The 17644-nt window shown below is 63.9% G+C and carries 19 protein-coding genes; 11 read left to right on the forward strand and 8 right to left on the reverse strand.

Translation table 11 applies throughout. The features are described 5' to 3' along the window. Positions 1 to 33: 33 nt before the first annotated feature. The 4 genes from AC1DMY_RS04145 to AC1DMY_RS04160 all read left to right on the forward strand — a co-directional run bounded on the left by AC1DMY_RS04145 (position 34) and on the right by AC1DMY_RS04160 (position 3518). Positions 34 to 1005 carry a LysR family transcriptional regulator gene (locus AC1DMY_RS04145; RefSeq protein ID WP_477163732.1) on the forward strand — a complete coding sequence of 324 codons (972 nt, stop codon included), beginning with the start codon at positions 34 to 36 and terminating at the stop codon, positions 1003 to 1005. A gap of 106 nt (positions 1006 to 1111) precedes the next feature. Continuing rightward, positions 1112 to 1822 (forward strand): SDR family oxidoreductase, encoded by a 711-nt coding sequence (locus AC1DMY_RS04150; RefSeq protein WP_121878977.1) that lies wholly within the window; start codon positions 1112 to 1114, stop codon positions 1820 to 1822. Positions 1823 to 1910: 88 nt separating this feature from the next. Beyond that, the gene (locus AC1DMY_RS04155) at positions 1911 to 2147 is read left to right on the forward strand and encodes a tautomerase family protein (RefSeq protein ID WP_046972535.1); all 237 of its coding nucleotides are present in this window, start codon (positions 1911 to 1913) and stop codon (positions 2145 to 2147) included. 81 nt (positions 2148 to 2228) lie between these two features. Then, entirely contained in the window at positions 2229 to 3518 is a 1290-nt protein-coding gene (locus AC1DMY_RS04160; RefSeq protein WP_477163733.1) for an MFS transporter, read from the forward strand. Positions 3519 to 3530: 12 nt separating this feature from the next. Here the strand turns inward: AC1DMY_RS04160 and AC1DMY_RS04165 are convergent, their stop codons facing one another. Together AC1DMY_RS04165 and AC1DMY_RS04170 are read right to left on the reverse strand one after the other, a co-directional pair. Continuing rightward, positions 3531 to 6329 carry a protein kinase domain-containing protein gene (locus tag AC1DMY_RS04165; RefSeq protein WP_477163734.1) on the reverse strand — a complete coding sequence of 933 codons (2799 nt, stop codon included), beginning with the start codon at positions 6327 to 6329 and terminating at the stop codon, positions 3531 to 3533. A gap of 64 nt (positions 6330 to 6393) precedes the next feature. Next, positions 6394 to 6942: an ECF-type sigma factor gene (locus AC1DMY_RS04170; protein ID WP_477163735.1), complete on the reverse strand. Its 549-nt coding sequence runs from the start codon at positions 6940 to 6942 to the stop codon at positions 6394 to 6396. 141 nt (positions 6943 to 7083) lie between these two features. Here AC1DMY_RS04170 and AC1DMY_RS04175 point away from each other — a divergent pair, with 141 nt between their 5' ends. Next, entirely contained in the window at positions 7084 to 8031 is a 948-nt protein-coding gene (locus AC1DMY_RS04175; RefSeq protein WP_477163736.1) for a hypothetical protein, read from the forward strand. A 77-nt stretch (positions 8032 to 8108) separates the two neighbouring features. On the opposite strand, the gene AC1DMY_RS04180 is transcribed toward AC1DMY_RS04175, so the two are convergent. Beyond that, the gene (locus tag AC1DMY_RS04180; protein WP_477163737.1) at positions 8109 to 8309 is read right to left on the reverse strand and encodes a hypothetical protein; all 201 of its coding nucleotides are present in this window, start codon (positions 8307 to 8309) and stop codon (positions 8109 to 8111) included. Beyond that, positions 8290 to 8961 carry a glutathione S-transferase family protein gene (locus tag AC1DMY_RS04185; RefSeq protein WP_477164188.1) on the reverse strand — a complete coding sequence of 224 codons (672 nt, stop codon included), beginning with the start codon at positions 8959 to 8961 and terminating at the stop codon, positions 8290 to 8292. The genes AC1DMY_RS04180 and AC1DMY_RS04185 overlap by 20 nt, the downstream gene beginning before the upstream one ends. Before the next feature lie 121 nt (positions 8962 to 9082). On the opposite strand from AC1DMY_RS04185, the gene AC1DMY_RS04190 reads away from it, so the two are divergent. Next, positions 9083 to 9562 (forward strand): Lrp/AsnC family transcriptional regulator, encoded by a 480-nt coding sequence (locus AC1DMY_RS04190; RefSeq protein ID WP_477163738.1) that lies wholly within the window; start codon positions 9083 to 9085, stop codon positions 9560 to 9562. A 27-nt stretch (positions 9563 to 9589) separates the two neighbouring features. Here AC1DMY_RS04190 and AC1DMY_RS04195 read toward each other — a convergent pair whose 3' ends face one another. After that, positions 9590 to 10147 carry a VOC family protein gene (locus AC1DMY_RS04195; RefSeq protein ID WP_477163739.1) on the reverse strand — a complete coding sequence of 186 codons (558 nt, stop codon included), beginning with the start codon at positions 10145 to 10147 and terminating at the stop codon, positions 9590 to 9592. 510 nt (positions 10148 to 10657) lie between these two features. Here AC1DMY_RS04195 and AC1DMY_RS04200 point away from each other — a divergent pair. The 3 genes from AC1DMY_RS04200 (at position 10658) to AC1DMY_RS04210 (ending at position 12942) form a co-directional block, all read left to right on the forward strand. Then, positions 10658 to 11494 (forward strand): enoyl-CoA hydratase/isomerase family protein, encoded by an 837-nt coding sequence (locus AC1DMY_RS04200; protein WP_477163740.1) that lies wholly within the window; start codon positions 10658 to 10660, stop codon positions 11492 to 11494. 22 nt (positions 11495 to 11516) lie between these two features. Further along, positions 11517 to 11909, forward strand: a complete 393-nt coding sequence (locus AC1DMY_RS04205; protein ID WP_477163741.1) for a GlcG/HbpS family heme-binding protein — start codon at positions 11517 to 11519, stop codon at positions 11907 to 11909. A gap of 163 nt (positions 11910 to 12072) precedes the next feature. Next, positions 12073 to 12942, forward strand: coding sequence for a TolB family protein (locus tag AC1DMY_RS04210; RefSeq protein ID WP_477163742.1), 870 nt, complete (start codon positions 12073 to 12075; stop codon positions 12940 to 12942). Positions 12943 to 13143: 201 nt separating this feature from the next. Here the strand turns inward: AC1DMY_RS04210 and AC1DMY_RS04215 are convergent, their stop codons facing one another. From AC1DMY_RS04215 to AC1DMY_RS04225, 3 genes are read right to left on the reverse strand one after another with little or no spacing between them, the layout of a single operon-like run. Then, a complete protein-coding gene (locus AC1DMY_RS04215; RefSeq protein WP_477163743.1) occupies positions 13144 to 13773 on the reverse strand; it encodes a DNA-3-methyladenine glycosylase in 630 nt (209 codons plus the stop codon). 1 nt (position 13774) lies between these two features. Next, a complete protein-coding gene (gene mug, locus AC1DMY_RS04220; RefSeq protein ID WP_477163744.1) occupies positions 13775 to 14314 on the reverse strand; it encodes a G/U mismatch-specific DNA glycosylase in 540 nt (179 codons plus the stop codon). Positions 14315 to 14324: 10 nt separating this feature from the next. Then, complete coding sequence (locus AC1DMY_RS04225; RefSeq protein ID WP_477163745.1) at positions 14325 to 14954, reverse strand: TetR/AcrR family transcriptional regulator; 630 nt, start codon at positions 14952 to 14954, stop codon at positions 14325 to 14327. Positions 14955 to 15062: 108 nt separating this feature from the next. Here AC1DMY_RS04225 and AC1DMY_RS04230 point away from each other — a divergent pair, with 108 nt between their 5' ends. Further along, a complete protein-coding gene (locus AC1DMY_RS04230; RefSeq protein ID WP_477163746.1) occupies positions 15063 to 16163 on the forward strand; it encodes an HlyD family secretion protein in 1101 nt (366 codons plus the stop codon). Next, a complete protein-coding gene (locus AC1DMY_RS04235) occupies positions 16160 to 17641 on the forward strand; it encodes a DHA2 family efflux MFS transporter permease subunit (RefSeq protein WP_477163747.1) in 1482 nt (493 codons plus the stop codon). Before AC1DMY_RS04230 ends, AC1DMY_RS04235 begins: the two co-directional genes overlap by 4 nt. Positions 17642 to 17644: the final 3 nt, after the last annotated feature.

The raw sequence follows: 17644 nt of genomic DNA on the forward strand, positions 1-17644 counted from the left end.
CCGGTTTTCGCGCTGACAGGCAAGGCTCGTCCTATGGATCGTATCGATGCCATGAAGGTTTTCGTCGCCGCGCTGGACGAGGGCAGCCTCGCCGGTGCGAGCCGCAAGACCGGCCGCTCGGCGGCTGCCGTGAGTCGCGCCATCGCGTTTCTCGAAGACCACGTGGGCGTGCCCTTGCTGCACCGGACCACGCGCTCAATCAAATTGAGCGAAGCGGGCGAGCGCTACGCCATCGCCTGCCGCAAGCTGCTGGCGGATCTTGAGGAAGCCGATCGCAATGCAGCCGGCGAACGCTCGGTGCCGCGCGGCACGCTGACGATTTCCGCCACGGTCTTTTCGGGCGTGGAGATCCTGCGCCCCATCGTCGATGCCTTCATGGATGAATTCCCCACCGTGAATGTGCGCCTCCATCTGCTCGAGCGACCGGTCAACCTGGTGGAGGAAGGCATGGACCTGGCCCTGCGCATCACCCATCTGTCCGACTCCACCCTGGTGGCGCATCCCATCGGCGAGGTGCGTCGCGTGATCGTGGCGTCGCCGCGCTATCTGGCCACGCATCCTCGCATTGCGGGCATCGCCGATCTGGGCAAGCAACAGATCATCGCGATGGAAAACATGGGCATGGATTCGTGGAGTTTTCCGCCGCTGGAGGGCTCGTCCGTGTCCCGTTCGGTGTCGTTCACGGCGCGGCTGGTGGTCAACAATATCCGCGCGGCGGTTGAATCGGCGGTCGATGGCTACGGCGTCACGCGCTTGTTGTCGTACCACGTGGCGCCCGAAATCAAGCAGGGCAAATTGCAGGTGCTGCTGGCCGATGAGGAGCCGGCGCCGTTTCCGGTCAACATCGTGTCGCCGTATGGGCGCCTTGCCGTACCCAAGGTGAGGGCCTTCGTCGACTTTGCCCTGCCGCGCCTGCGCGCACGCTTCGCCTGCCTGGCCAAGGACGCGGCGTCCCCGCCGGAAGCGCCGATTCAACCGCCACGCGGAAGAGTGTCTGCCGAGTAGCAGGAATTCTCCAACGCACGTCGGACTCCTAAATTGTGGATGTCGGCAAACGCAGCCGATCAGTCTTGAACTGAAATCCCCATCCCCTTTTTTGGAGTCAAATCTCATGAGCAATCAGCAGAAAGTCGCCGTCATCACTGGTGCGTCGCAGGGCATCGGCGCAGGCCTGGTCAAGGCGTTCCGCGATCGCAACTATCGCGTGGTCGCCAACTCGCGTTCGATCAAGCCGTCCAGCGATCCGGACGTGATCACGGTGGCCGGCGATATCGGCGACCGCGCCGTGGCCAAGCGCGTCGTTGAGGAGGCGATCAAGCATTTCGGTCGCATCGACACGCTGGTCAACAACGCCGGCATCTTCACCGCCAAGCCCTTCACCGCGTTCACCGAGCAAGACTACGCCGACAATATCTCGGTCAATCTCAACGGCTTCTTCCACATCACGCAGTTCGCCATTGCGGAGATGGAGAAGCAGCGCAGCGGCCACATCGTCAGCATCACCACCAGCCTGGTCGATCACGCCATCGACGGCGTGCCGTCGGTGCTCGCTTCGCTCACCAAGGGTGGTTTGAACGCCGCCACGCGTTCGCTGGCCATTGAGTACGCCAAGCGCGGCATCCGCGTGAACGCGGTGGCGCCGGGCGTGATCAAGACCCCGATGCACGGCGTGGAAACGCATGGCGCGCTGGCGGGCCTGCACCCGGTGGGCCGCATGGGCGAGATCTCCGATATCACCGACGCGGTGATCTACCTCGACAACGCCGGCTTCGTCACTGGCGAGATCCTGCACGTCGACGGTGGCCAGGCTGCCGGTCACTAAGTCGTCACGAGGGGTGGGCAAACGTCCACCCCTGCTGTTGTGGCGGGGTGGAACTGGCTCCACCCCGCATTACTTCAAGGAGAAGACCATGCCTATCGTGAACATCAAGGTGACCCGCGAGGGCTCTGCGCCGGGTCGCAGCGCAGTGACCGCCGAAGAGAAGGCGCTGCTGATCAAAGGTGTCAGCCAGCTGCTGCTCGATGTGCTGCACAAGCCGCTGGATTCGACCTTCGTCGTCATCGATGAAGTCGAGATGGAAAACTGGGGCTGGGGTGGATTGCCCGCCGCCGAGTTCCGCGCGCAACGCGCCGCGGAAAAGAAATAACTGTCGCGATGGCGCGAGCGATCGCGCCATCGCGGAACGTCTGCGCCCCGTCGCCGAAGCCACGAAAGTCGAAGTGAACGCATGTCTGCCCAGATCGTTGCATCCCCGCCTTCCGTCGAATTGAACCGCGCTACCACCAGCTACGCCCAACGCAATGAGCTGTTCTGGAAGCGCAACCTTGCCATTGCGGTGTTTGGGTCGTTCACCACCCTGGTGAGCCTGAGCATGTTGTTGCCGTTCCTGCCGCTGTACGTGGAGCAGCTGGGCGCCCGCACGCCGTCCGAGATCGTGCAATGGTCGGGCATCGCCTTTGGCGCGACATTTCTGGGCACCGCGCTGACCGCGCCGCTATGGGGCCACCTGGCGGATCGCTACGGCCGCAAGCCCATGCTGGTACGTGCGGCGATCGGCATGGCGGTGGTCATGTCGCTGATCGGCACGGCGCATACGGTCATGCAACTTGTGCTGTTGCGTCTGGTGGCGGGTCTGGTGGGCGGCTACGCGTCGGCGGCCACCGTGATGGTAGGCACGCAGGCGCCGCGCGAGCGTTCGGGTTGGGCGCTGGGCGTGCTGTCGATTGGTGCGCTTTCCGGCAGCCTGATCGGACCGCTGGTTGGCGGCTTCCTGCCGGATCTCGTCGGTATTCGCGGCACGTTCTTCGTGGGTGGCGGCGTGATCGGCGTGGCGGCCTTGGCCACGATCTTTTTCGTGCGGGAAGATTTCGACCACGAACGGGATACCCGCGCACCGCTCGGCAACAGCGACGACGCCACGGGCATGGCGCACAAGGGGCTGATCGTGACGCTGTTGGTGACCGCCATGATGGTGTTGCTCGCCAATATGTCGATCGAGCCCATCATCACGGTCTATATCGCTCAGCTCGGCGTGCCGCACGATCATCTCGCGCGCATGGCCGGCATCGTGATGGCCTCATCCGCTTTCGGCAGCATGCTCACCTCGGCGCGGCTAGGCGCCATCGCCGATCGTGTCGGCAGCAACAAGGTCATCATCGGATGTCTGCTGGTCACGGCCTTGCTGATGGTGCCGCAAGCCTTTGTGACGCAGTGGTGGCAGCTGGCCGTGCTGCGCGGCTTGATGGGCATGTCGATGGCCGGCATGCTGCCCGCGGTGGCCAAGGGTGTGCGCGCCCTGGTCGAAGACCGCAAGACCGGCAAGACGCTGGGCTATCTGCAGTCCGCGCAATTCGCGGGTCAAGTGATCGGGCCGCTGATCGGCGGTCAGATCGGTGCGTGGGTAGGATTGCGCGACGTGTTCTTCGTCACTGCCGTACTACTGGTGCTGTGCGCCTGGTTGAACCGCTGGGCGAATCGGCAGGATACGAGCCTTGTTTCACCGCACCGGGCAGGGTGACGACCAAGCCTCTCATTGAGTGCGTGGCGTGGCCTTGATACTCGCAATCAGTCGTGCCGCTGAGTCGCGGTCGCTGTTGGGACCCGCTTCAAGCTCGGCCAATAGCGTCGTCGCCTCGGCGCTTCGCTGCTCACTCGCGACGTGCTGATTCAGCGAGTCATCGACACGGGCCAGATGCGCATCGATCAAAGCGATCAGTGCCGTTGCCCGCGGCGTGATGGCCTGGGCGGCATCCAGCGACTTGCCCAGTTGCGCGGCGGCTTCGTGATTGCGGCCCAGCGCATGCAGGGTATCGCCGAGCAGCAGGCTCGCGCGTATGGACTTTTCCGAATGCCGGTCGTCCAGCTTGGCATACATGGCAGCCGCTTCTTCCGCTACTACAGCCGCGCGCTCTTGAGCACCTTGCGCCGCCATCAGTTCGGCTTCGACGGTAAGCGCGAACGCGATGTCGGGGTGTGCATCACGATGTCGTTGCCGCGCTTCCAACAGCGCGCTGTCGATGGTGAGCTGGGCCTCGTCCAGGCGCTTGCGCGCAATCAGCACCTGCGCGAGGCCGGCCCTGTCATAGCTGCGGCCGTTATCGGCATAGTCCGCACCCAGCAATACTTGTTTGCGGTTGATCGACTCCCTGAGCCCGGTTTCGGCCGCGGCATACGCGCCCTGCGCAAATTGCAGCCTTGCCAGATTGCCGATGCTGATTGCTTCGTTGAGGGCACCCGCCGGTGCCAGTGCCTGATCGATCGCCAATGACTTGGCGTAGAACACGCCGGCCTGGTCGAATTTGCCCTCGTAGGCCAGCACATTGGCCAGGTCGTTGAGGTGCCAGGCCGTGTGTGCATTGGCGTGCGTATAGGCGTGGGCGTCGATGTCGAGCGCGTCGCGCATCACCTGTTCACCCTCGGCATAGCGACCTTGCTTGACCAGATCCGAGGTCAGGATGGCCATCGCATCGGCCACTTCGGCGTGGCCGGCACCAAGATGGCTGCGTTTGCGGGCCAGCGCTTCGCGCAGCAGAGGCGCAGCACTGTCGGCACGGCCGGCGTCCATCTGGATCCAGCCCAGATTCATCACCGCCTCGGTCAAGGCATTGCTGTCGACGGGAAGCGTGCGGCGTGCCAGGACAAGTGCCTTGTCGCCCACCGCGATGGCCTTGGCGGATTCGCCGATGCGCTCATCCAGGCCGGCCAGCCACGCCAGTGCGAGCACTTCTTCGGTGGAATCGCGATGGGAGCCTTGCTCGAACGCATCGATGGCATGCTGCAGTCTTGCCGTGGCGTCGCGCACCCGTCCCAGTTCGTCAGCTTCCTTGGCCAGCAGGTATTCGACATGCAACGTGCGCGGATCGGTGGGGCCAAACTGCATGTTGGCGAGAGCAGCCGCCTCCTGCAGCGGCAGCCAGGCGCGCTCCGGATGGCCGCTGCGGCGTTCGAGATCGCCGACCAGGGCGATGATCTCCGCGCGCAAGGCCGGCTGCATGGCAAAGTCGCGATCGGCGCGCTCGCGTCCGCGTGCCAGCAGTTCCTGTGCGGTCTCGTTCGCCTCGGTGCCATGCGACGAGCTGTCGAACAGACCTTCCAGAAACGATTTGAGTGCGCCTGCACGCTGCGCTTCGCTCTCGGCGGCCATCGCCTGCGCGCGCGCTGCATGGGCAGCGCGACTTGCCACGCCTGCTTCATACACGCCGACAGCCGTGGCCGTGGCGAGCAGCACGGCAATCACCGCACTGAGCGACACGGCCAGGGTGTGCCGGCGGGTGAACATGACGAAGCGATAGCTCAGCGTATCCGCACGCGCCTGCAGCGGCTTGCCGTCCAGGTAGCGCTGGATATCGTCGCTGAGGGCCGCCACGCTTGCGTAGCGCCTCGTGGGGTCGGGGCGCGTCGCCTGCAGCACGATGGCATGCAGGTCGATGCCCAGCGTTCGACGCCTAGTCTCATCGTCGATGCCTTGCTCGCCGGCCCTGCGTGGCGCTTGCCCGGCGAGCAACTCGGCAAGCAGGATGCCCAGCGCGTAGACGTCAATCGCCGTGGTGGCCACATCGCCGGCAAACTGCTCGGGCGCCGCATAGGAACGCGTAAGACGCCGTGCCTCCGTGCGCGTGCGCTCACCGTCGCCGGTGAGCAGCTTGGCGATGCCGAAATCGACCAGCTTGATGCCGCCATCCACGCCCACCAGCACGTTGCTGGGTTTCAGGTCGCGGTGCACGATCAGGGCGCGGTGCGCATGTTCCACCGCAGCACAGACATCGATAAACAGCGCGAGGCGCTCGCGCCGCGACAAGCGCATGCGTTCGGCATGGGCGACCAGGTTGTCGCCAGCCACGTATTCGAGGGCGAGGAAGGGCGTGCCCGTGGGTGAAAATCCCGCATCGAGCAATTGAGCAATATGCGGATGTTGCAGCCGGGCCAGGATGCGCTGCTCGCGCAGGAATCGGCGCCGCTCGTCGGCATCATGCACATCGATGCGCAACAGCTTGAGGGCGACCCGCTGCGGGCCGCCGGGCAGTTCGCGTTCGGCTTCGAACACGCTGGCCATGCCGCCGGCGCCCACAAAGCGAAGCACGCGATAGCCGGCGATGGCCGGCAGCGCCTGCGCGGCCTCGTCGACCAGCGCGGGCAGCCATTGCGACATGCCGCGCTCCAGTGCCTCGATACCCGATGCATTGTCCAGCGCCTGCACAACCAACACCCGCAGCGTGTCGTCCGCGCAATGCTGATGCAGCCATTGGGTGCGTTCGGCGACGGGTACGTCGAACAGCCGGTCGATCAGCGGTTCGATCTCGTGCCAGCGTTGGGAAAAGGCGGAAATCATCGGCAGCGTATGTTCCGGTTCGGCAACCTACCTCTATAGCGTATTTACCTCGCGAGTACCGACATCAGCTCGGCCCGTGCATCAGACAGGCGCTGAGGAAGGTCCGTGCCTTCAGCCAATCCCGTTCGATGGTGCGCGTGTTGACGCCCAGTACCTCGGCGATGTCAGGGCTGGACAGGTCGGCGAACAAGCGCAGCTCCGCCACGCGAGCCAGCCGCTCATCGGTCGCTGCCAGCCGGGTCAGTGCTTCGTCGATGGCCAGTACGTCGATGATGTCCGGCGAGTCCTGGCCCGCGGTCATATCGGGCGCTTGCCGCTTCTGCGCCTTCTTGCGCCGCGCATGGTCGATCAGGATATGGCGCATCACCTGACTCATGTACGCATACAGATGCGCGCGGTCGGTGAACGTAACGGCATCCTGGGTAACCAGCTTCAGATAGGCCTCGTGGACCAGCGCCGTGGTTTCCAGCGTGTGCGCCGCTTCGCGTGCGCGCTGGTGGCGGGCGAGGCGATGCAGCGTGGCGTAGATCTTGGGAATCAGCGTGTCGAGTGCGCCCGCGTCACCGTGGGCGGCGCGCGCGAGCACTTCGGTGATGGGCGACTCGGTGGTCATGCGCAGGGGAGAACCGAAGCGATGGGCCGGCGTGTCGCAAACCGCTCCCGTTTTGCGCTGTAAGGAGAGATGGCGTGATTCGGAACGGCTGCACACCCTGGGAAGGCCATCGCCCGTCGCACCCTACAGAGGAATGAAATCATGTGGAATCATCGCTCTACGCACGGCGTTCTCACAAGGGCCGCTGGCCTGCTGGCAATTGCCTTGGCCGGTTTCTCCACCGCCGCGATGGCGGATGCCCATGCTGCCGCAGCGTCGTCCAACAACCAGCCCGTGACCTACAGCTATCAAACGCTGGATGTACCGGGCTCGTCATTGACGATCTTCTGGGGCATCAACGATTTCGGCGAACTGGCCGGGCAATACGCCGTCAATGGCGGCACCTCGCACGCCATGGCCTATCGCCACGGCCATTTCGAGCCGCTGGACCCATCGTTGATGGGCACCTACTTCAGTGCCGCCGGCGGTCCCACCGATCTTGGCTCCCCGTTTGGCGGTTACACGGATGCAGCGGGGCGCCAGCACGGTTTTGTGATCCTCGGCAACCGCACGGTCACGGTCGATTTTCCCGGTCATCTCAATTCGAACGTGGACGGCCTCAATGAATTCGGCGCCATCGCAGGAGTGTACTGGGATGCCGACGGCATTTATCACGGCATCCTGCGCCGCGGTTTTGGCTGGGATACGCCGATCGACGTCCCCGGCGCGCGCGACACCTATCCGCTGGGCATCAATGGCAGCGGCGAGATCGTCGGCTACTGGGACAACGATCCGGCAGTGACGCACGGCTACTACCGCAGCGCGAACGGAAAGATTTCCAACGTCGATGTGCCGGGCGCAGCGAGCACGGTGGCGTTCGGCATCACCGACAACGGTGTGATCGCGGGCTACTACACCGAGTCCACGGGCGCGATCCACGGCTTCGTGGAAACCAAGGGCAAGTTCCAGACACTCGACCTGCCCGGCGCGGCAGCGACGATCGTCACGGCGATCAATAATTTCGGCGTAGTCGCGGGTGAGTACTTCGATACCGCGGGCAAGCGTCACGGCTTCATCGCGACGCCCAAGGTGTCCAATCACCGGAATTGAGCACGGCGTGGCTCCGCAGCGATGCGGAGCCATCCGGTCCGTGCCGTGGCGGCTTTAGGCAAGTTTCACTTGCCGGTTCACTGCGTGCGGACGGCGCCATCGCCGATGCCCAGGCAGAGGCGGAACGCCGCCAGGCTGCGTTGTCCGAAGCTTGGGGTCGCTGGTTGCTCTGTCTCGCCAGACTTGGCGGAGCTTTCCTCGGCCTCGGCAGCGGGCGTCGGCAATGGTTCAACGATATGGCCATGCAGAAAAAGCAGGTCACGCCATGGCCAGCGCATGCGAGCCTCCGGTGGTTGAATCAGCGTTTGGCGCGGCGTCGACCGTGTCGCCCGCGAAGAGGGTGGCCAGCATCGATGGACGTTCGCTGATGCGTTCGTACCACGCTGCCAGCCGCGGCCGTCCGTCCCGGAAGGCAAGGATCTGGCGGAACTCGATCCAACTGAGTGCCGTCGCCAGCGCGATATCACCGATATCGACGGCGTGCCCGTGGCCGATGTGGGCTTCGAGGAAATCGACGGCGGCTTCGATTTTTTGCAGATGACCGTCCCGCAGCGGCGCCCAGCGGTAGGCTTCAGGCCGGCGCGTCGTTTCCCAGCGCACTGCGATGCCGGCGTCGGCGATACCCATTGCCATGGCCTGATGGCGCAGCGCCATGAAGCGTAGCCGTGGCTCCGCAGGAAAAAGTCTGCGGCCTTCGTGCAGGCCATCCAGGTATTCGCAGATCACACTGGAATCGAACAGCACGGTGTCGTCGTCGCAGATCAGCACGGGGACCTTGCCCAGCGGATTGAGTGCAAACACCTCGCTGTTGCGCAAGGTCGGGCTGGTTTCGTGATGGATCACTTCGAGACGGCCGGCAAGGCCGATCTCGTGAGCGGCAACCAGCACTTTTCGCGCGTAGGGCGAGTGGGATTGATACAGGAGCCTCATGGGGCGAACGCACTCTGCGTGGTGGACGGTGCGAGCTATGCTAGGGTTCGCTCGCGCGGCCAGACCGCGATTGTGCAAGGCAAGGCAGGATTTTTCCCCGCTTTACGGAGGTTTCGCGCCCATGGCCACGCCGCTGGACAAGATCGACCGACGCATCCTGGCGATTGTGCAAAAGGACGCGCGCCGCCCGGCCGAATTGATCGGCGCGGATGTCGGACTGTCGGCTTCGGCCGTACAGCGCCGCATGGCGCGCATGCGCGACGAGCGCATCATCACGGCGGAAGTGGCGGTGGTCGATCCGATGAGTGTCGGCCATCCATTGACCATGATCGTCGACGTGGAAGTGGAGCGCGAACGTCCGGAATTGCTGGCGAGCCTCAAGCAGTGGATCACCGCCCAGTCGTTCATCCAGGAGGCGTGGTACGTCACGGGCGCGGGAGACTACGTGCTGATCGTGATCGCGCGCGACGTGGATGACTTCGAGGCGTCGATGCAACGACTGATTGCCGAGAACGCGAACGTGCGCCGCTTCCATACGCGCGTTGCACTGAGCACGCTAAAGCGGGGACTGCTGGTGCCGATGGCCGTCATGGACGACTAGCCGGAGACGGTCAGGGAAGCGGGTGCGCTAGCCGCCGTGGATGGCCTGCAGCACCTGGCTGGTGAAGCGTGTGTCGCCCAGCTGCAGATCGGCGGACAAGCGCGCGGTGATCTCCTGCAACAGCCAGCTGTTGCCATCGGGATCCTTGAACGAGGCGAAGCTGGCGTAGCTTTGTCGCGTCGGGTTGAGGCCACGGACCACGCATTGATCGTCCGCATGGTGAAACACGCCGCCGGCATCATGGAAAGGTTGGCTCACTTCTACACCGCGGCGTATCAATGCCTCGCGTGCCAGCTTGAGGTCGGCCACGATGAGGTAATGGTCCCGCGCTGAGCCCGGCGCCGCCGTCGTGACGTTTTTGCCGAAGATGATCGAGCACCCTGAGCCCGGCGGCGTGAACTGGATCACCCGATAGTCGTCGCCCTTGCGGAAGTCCAGGTCGAGCCGCCAGCCCAGCGCGCCGTAGAAGCGTTTCGCGTGGTCCACATCCGAGACCGGGATGACCACGATCTCGATCTTCATGTCGAAGGGGAGCGGGCTGGGTGCTTCGGTGGCGGCTTGGTTGTGCTCCTGCGCCAGGCTCATGCATGACTCCTTGGCGGCGCCGCGCGCCGCGCTTCTTGTCGGAGCGCACCCTACGTGCGCTCGCGCAGCGCTTCGATCTACCACAGTCCTGGACGTCCTCGCGAAAGGCTGTCGCGTACAGGGTGCGCTCCCACAGAATCGCCGCTTGATGCGCTGTGAGGCGATGCCAGGCAGACAACCGGTTTCACCCGGACCTTGTAGGAGCGCACCTTGTGCGCGACCGCAGCGTTGCGCTGTACCACGGTCCCGGATGCCCTCGCGAAAGGCTGTCGCGCACAAGTGCGCTCCTACAAAAAAGCACAGCGATCGATGCATCTAGAAGCGATGCTAGGCAGACAACCGGGTGCATGCCATTGCACCAAGGTGTCGTTCAACGTGTATTGGCCCATCGCAAAGAAACGCGGTGCATTCCATACCGTGGTCGTGCCGATACCAAAGTGTGGTGGTCTGTCGCCATAGCTGGCGTGACACTGGCAGCCCCCTTCGCCAATGCCCGCGACAGGAGCCGCCATGAACGACAGCAAGCCTTCCGCGCAACTTCGCATCACGCGGCGTACGCCTGCCTATTGGCGCGTCACCATCGATAATCCGCCGATCAATGTCATGGGCCCGCCCATGGTGCGCGACTTTCAACAGGCCATCGCGGCCATCGAAGGCGATGAGCAAGTGCGGGTCGTGGTATTCGACAGTGCCGTAGACGGCTATTTCCTCAACCACTCCGATTTCAACGCTCGTTTCGAGGACCTGACCAGCATGCCGAACGGCCCCACCGGGTTGCCGCCATGGCCGGATGTGCTGGTACGCCTCACGCACGCACCCGTGGCGTCGATTGCCCTCATACGCGGTCGCGCGACGGGCAACGGCAGCGAACTCACGCTCGCCTGCGATATGAGTTTTGCCAGTCGCGAAAAGACCGTCATCTCGCAGTGGGAGGCGGGCGTGGGTCTGGTGGCGGGCGGTGGGCCGATGGCGCGCTTGCCGCAACTGATCGGACGCAATCGCGCATTGGAGGTGTTGCTGAGCTCGGAAGACCTCGGCGGCGATCAGGCGGCCGCGTACGGCTATGTCAATCGCGCCTTGCCCGATGCCGAACTCGACGATTTCGTGGAAGCGCTCGCCCTGCGTATCTCGCGCTTTGACAAGTGGGCGCTGGCCAACACCAAGCGCCTGGTCAATACCCAGCTGCCGCCGGAGGTGGAGATTGGCGCCGGGTGGGACGCATGCATGGCCTCGATTGGCCGCGAGCGCGCGCAGCAGAGCATCAAGGCGCTGATGGCGAAGGGCTTCCACAAGCCTGGCGATGTGGAAGAACGCCTTGCTTATTACATCGGCCAGCTCGGCCAATGACTGTTTTCGAACGGAGCGACTCATGGATTTGCTTGCGAAAGCCAAGGCCCTGGCGGAACGCGTGGAAGCGGAGGCGGCGCGGGCCAAGGTGCCGGTGGCGGTGTCCGTGATGGATGTGCATGGCAACTTGATTCTTCAGCATCGCATGAATGATGCGCCGCTTTTCTCGGTCGAGATTTCCGAACGCAAAGCGTATACCTCGGCGCTCATCAAGGTGCGCACCGTCGATCTTCTCCCGCTGGTGCAGCCGGGACAGGATCTTTTTCCGCTGCTTACGCTGGCCGGTGGACGCTTTACTGCGATGGGCGGAGGCGTGCCGATCACCGAGAACGGGCAAGTGATCGCCGGCCTGGGCGTCAGCGGCGGCGCCACCACGCAAGAGGATATGGCGATCGTCGATGCGGCCATGAAATAGCAGGCGTCCAGCCAACAAGCTACGCGACGCGCATCAGCGCCGGAAACCGCTCGCCATGCGACATGTGCCGCTGGTCACCTTGGCGAGGCCGGTCGACACAGATGCTTGGACCGTCCACCGATATCGCCCGTAGCCTTGGCCAATCTCCCGACGGCCAAACATCATGCGCACTTCGTTCTTGCTGGCTGCTCTGCTGGTCGCTGCGACCGCTCATGCCACCGATCCCTGGCAACAGGCCGACGATGCCTCGCCCGCATTCGCGCCGGATGGGCGATCGGTGGTGTTCTCCCGCGGGCAGGGCGCGGAGCGGCACCTCTATGTCGCCGATCGCGCAACAACAGGTTGGACGCAGGCGTCACTCGCGCCGTTTTCTGCATCGTGGATGGATCTGGAGCCCGCGATGGCGCCGGATGGCTCGTACATGGTGTTTGCATCCAACCGGCCGGCGCACAGCGACGGTGCGGCGTTGGACGGCTACTTCATGGGCAAGCCCAGACCGGGACGCGGCGGCAACCTGTGGCGGGTGGATCGAACGGCGCAAGGTTGGGGCGTGCCACGGCGATTGCCGGACACCATCAACGACGGCAATGCGATCTTCTCGCCGGCCGTGGCGGCCGACGGCACTCTGTATTTCATGAAGCCCGATCCCAGCAGCGGCAAGTTCCGGCTGTATCTCAGCCGCTGGCAGCACGGTCAGTATCAGTCGCCGAGTCCCGTGAGTTTCAGCGACGGGACTGCGGGCGACTATGACCCGGCGCTCGCGCCTGATCAGTCCTTCATTGTGTTCAGCTCATCGCGGTCACCGGCGACAGCAAGCGGCAGCGCGCTATTTATCAGCGCCGCCACGCCGCAGGGCTGGAGTACGCCGCAGCCGCTGGGTCCGTCGGGCATCGAGGCAAGGCTTACGCCTGATCTTTCCACGCTCTATTACAGCGGCAAGGACCAGCATATCCACGCCTTCCCGTTGGCGCAGTGGCGGGCGACACATCGAGACGTTGCAGCGTCCATGACGAGTGCCCTGCCTGGAAAGTGACTCATGTCCACGCCGTGCATGAAAGAGGGGCAGTGGGTCCTAGAAAAAACTTCAGGACACTGCCCCGTTGCGCTTACCGAAGCGTCTGCCAAGACATGCGGCGCCTGGAGGGCTTATGGTTGAAGCGCAGGCCGATACTACGCGGCCCTGTGTTAGCCGGGATGCAATCTGCGTGGGTTCGCTGTTAACACGCGGGCTGCGTCAACCGCGCTGCGCCGAGGAGCCGGATACATAAGGGCTGCCGCGCACGCTCCAGCGCCATGGATGTTCCTTGCCCACGCTGATACCAATGCGCAGACTCACCAGCGGATCCTTGGGCGGCGCCATGCCGTCGTCGACGATGGCGAAGCCTTCGAGCGCTTCGACCAGATCGATACCGTTTTGGGAGCCGGCGATACCCATCGCCTGCGTGAGGCGGGCGGGCCCACGGCATAAGTCGCGATCGAGCATGGTGTTGGGGCGCGCTGCACGCATTTGCGCGAGGCCGTGTATGGGTTCCAGCGCGCGGATAAGCACGCCGCATCCGCTCCCCGCCGGACCGCTGACGCAATTGCTGCACCAATGCATGCCATAGGTGAAGTAGACATACATATGCCCTGGCGGCCCGAACATTACGGCGTTGCGCGGTGTTTTTCCACGGTAGGTATGCGCCGCCGGATCGATGGCGCCGAGATAGGCTTCCACTTCCACGATGCGTCCCGCCCGGCCATCGGTGGACGCCAACACTTTATTGAGCAGCCGCGGCGCCAGCGTCGTGGCGGGGCGTTGGAAGAAAGCGCGCGATAAGCGCTTGCCTGGCCAGATGATCGACGCGGATTTCTTTTGACCCACGCTAGCTCTCCGTTGGGCTGCTGTGCGCCGTGGTCGCCACCATCTCCAGGTAGAGCTCGCGGTAGGCATCGACCAGGGCGTCGAGGCTGAAGGCGCGGTTGCGGCCGCTGGGATTGGGCAGTATCCACACCACCGCGCCTTCGAGGGTGTCAGCTTGTTTTCCCCAGGCAAGCTCGCGCTGGCCGGAAAGCCCCGCATACGCCGCCTTGCCAAGAAAGGCCACAAAACGCGGCGCGTAGCGAGCGATCCTGCGCTTGAACGCCGCGGCGGCCGCGGTGAATTCGCCGGGCGACAACTCATCGGCGGCTGCCGTCGCCCGCGTCACCACGGTCGTCAGGCCATAGCCATGGCACAGGATGCAGCGATCCTGTGCGGGCGCAATCTGCTCGGGCGTAAAACCGGCAAGATGAAGCACGCGCCAGAAGCGGTTGCTGCCGCTCACGAAATGGTGGCCGGCCGTGGCCGCCGTCACGCCCGGGTTGATGCCGCAGAACACCACCTTGAGCCGGTCGGCCAGGAGGTCGGGTAGTTCCTTGCTCACGAGCAGCCCGTCACTCGCACATCACGCTGACGGCCTTCTGCGCCAGCTTGCGCAGCTCCGTTTTGGAGCTGCCGGAGCGTGCGCGCACGGCCAGCGAGTGCATGGTGGCCGAAGCGAGCAGGGCGAGCGCCTTGGGATCGGCATCGGGCTTCAACTCGCCCGTGCTGCGCGCGAGTTTGAAGCGTGCTTCGAAATCCGCATCGAGCTTGCGAAAGCCATCCGCCGCCAGCTTCTGGATCTGCGGATCGCCTGGCGCCTCGGAAATCGCCGTGCCCACCACGAAGCATCCCAGCACCTGGTCATCGCCGGAGAAATAGATCGACAGCGCGGCGTCGTACACCTTCATCAAGGTCTCGGCCAGGCTGCCGCCGCTGGCGAAGGCCTTGTGCATCAGCTCGAACTTGCGTTCCCAGTAGTCGTTCAGCGCCTTGACGTAGATGTCGTGCTTGTCGCCAAACGCGGCACGAAGGCTGGGGCGGTTCATGCCCGTCGCGGCGGAGATGTCGTCCAGCGACGTGCCCGAGTAGCCCGTCTTCCAGAACGCTTCGGCGGCCTGCCGCAGCGCCGTTTCGGGCTCGTAAGCGCGGGGCCGCCCGCGGGGTCTTTTCTCGGTCTTCTCTATTTTTGTTCCTGATCGCATACAAAACTTGACCTCTCGTCTGTAGCGGGATTATTATCCTGATCAGTACAAAATTCAACAGGCACTGCGCGAAGGTCAGCCGCCGTGTCCAGTCAACAGGAATCTGTCATGCGTAAGCAATTTGATGAAACCAGCGATGGCCTGGGCTCAGGCACTGCCGAGACGGCCCGCCGAAGCCTGAAAGAGCGGCTGCGCTGGCCTTTGATGGCAGCGTTGCCGCTGCTCCTGTTGGTCGGCGGCGGCGCCAGATACCTGTATGGAGCGCGCGATATCGCGACCGACGATGCCTTCGTGCGCGCCGCCAAGGTCTCCATCAATGCCCGCATTCCCGGCCAGGTGGTGAAGGTGGCGGTGATCGACAACCAGCCGGTCAAAGCCGGTCAGTTGTTGTTCGAGATCGATCCCGAGCCTTATCGCATTGCGGTGGAGCAGGCCGAGGCTCGACTCAACAGCGCGCGTTTGCAGGTGGAAGCGCTCAAGGCGACGTATCGCCGGCAGTTGGCCGATCTCGAATCGGCCAAGGCGTCGGCGGATTTCGACGGCCGCGAATACGCGCGCAAGAAGGAGTTGCTCGCCTCGGATTTCGCCTCGCGCGCTTCCTACGAACGTGCTGAAACCGATATGCAAGTATCGCGTCAGCACATTGCATCGGCGCAGCAGGATGTCGCCAACACCGTCGCTGGCTTGAACGGCGATCCCAATATCGACGTCGATCGCCATCCGACCGTACGCGAAGCGCGGGCTCAGCTTGATCGCGCGCGACTCGACCTTTCCTATACCCGCGTGATGGCGCCGGACGATGGCGTGGTCACCAAGGTGGATGATCTGCAGGTAGGCGATTTCGTCAGCAGCGGCGCCACCGTGTTCTCGATGATGTCGAGCCGGCACGTGTGGATCGAAGCGAATTTTCGCGAAACCGGCCTGACCCATATGCGGCCGGGCCAGGCAGCCACCATCGATGTCGATACCTATCCCGGGCATGGCTTCAAGGCGCATGTGGTGAGCATGAGTCCCGGCACCGGCTCGGAATTCGCGCTGCTGCCGCCGGAAAACGCCACTGGCAACTGGGTGAAAGTGGTGCAGCGCCTGCCGGTGCGCCTGGAGTTGGACGCGATCGATCCGAACTGGCCGCTGTACTCGGGCATGAGCGTCACCGCGCAGGTCGACACGCGCGAGGCGACCCATCACGCGGGCGGAGCAGGGCAGTGAACACGGCGCAAGACCACAACAGCGAAGTGCGGGCGCATTGGAGCCTGGTCGCCGCTGCGTTGCTGGCGACATACATGCAGGCGGTGAACATCTCGATCCCGAATGCGGCGGTACTGCATGTGCAGGGCGGCCTGTCGATGACGGACGACGAGATCGGCTGGGTGTTCTCTTCGTATATCGCTGCAAGCGCCATCGTGATGCCGTTGACGCATTGGCTGGCTGGCCGCTACGGCAGGAAGAGGGTGTTCCTGGTCTCGCTGGCCCTGTTCAGCCTCGCGCTGATCCTCGACACGCTGGCGACGACGCCGTTGCAGTTCGTCTCCGCGCGTATTCTGCAGGGCGCGGCGAGTGGCACATTGGCGCCGCTGTCGATGGCGATCCTGCTGCATGAACTGCCGCCTTTGCGCCATGGCCGCATCGGCATGGCCTGGAGCGTGATTGCCTTGCTGGGCATATTAAGTGGACCGGCGATCGGCGGCTGGCTGGGCGAATATGTCGGTTGGCACGCGATCTTCTACTTCAGCCTGCCGATGGTCGCGTTTATCGCGCTGGCGATGAGTGTGTACCTGAAGGAAAAGAAGCTGCACAAGCTTGAGCACTTCGACTTCTTCGGGCTGGTGACGTTTTCCTTGGGCATCGCCGGTCTGCAGATGATGCTCGATCGCGGCGAACGACTGGAATGGTTTGCGTCGCCGGAGATCTGGGTGGAGGCCATGGCTTCGGCGCTTGGCTTCTATCTCTACATCGTGCATGTGTTGACTAAAGACCATCACTTCCTGCAGAAGGCCTTGTTCAAGGACCGCAACTTCCGCGTGGCGACGGTGATGTTCTTTGCATTCGGCTTTGTGTTGCTGCCGACGCTGGCGCTGACCTCGCCGATGCTGGAGGAATTGCTGGGCTATCCGGCCGATACAGCGGGTTACCTCAGCATTCCCCGCGGCGTCGCCCTGGTGACGGCCTTGCTGCTGACCTGGCGCGCACCGTCGCGTTTTGACAATCGTTGGCTGATCCTCGGCGGCTTGGCGCTGGTGGTGTACGGCAACTGGCGGATGCTGGGCTATTCGCCGTTGATGGACTGGTGGCCGGTGGCGGCGGCGGGCGCCATTCAAGGCGCAGGCCTGGGCATGCTGATGCCGGCGCTCACCCGGGCCGCCTTCAGCACGCTCGATCCGCAATTTCGCGCCGAAGGCACCGTGCTTTTCAACCTGTCGCGCCTGTACGGCAGCACGATCGGCATCGCCATCGTGCAGATCTACTTTTACTGCAACACACAGAGCATGCACCTGGCGCTCGCCAACAACTTGAGGCCGTACCGCACCGGTCCGCTGACGGGCCAGGCGCTCGCGATGATGAATGAACTGGTGACCGGTCAGGCGGCCGTAGTCGCGGTGATCGGCCAGTTCAAGCTCTTGATGATAGCCATGCTGATCGTCAGTCCGCTGGCCCTGTTCCTGCGTAAGCCGCGTTCCGGCAACTGACAT

The organism is Dyella sp. 01L423 (assembly GCF_056399945.1).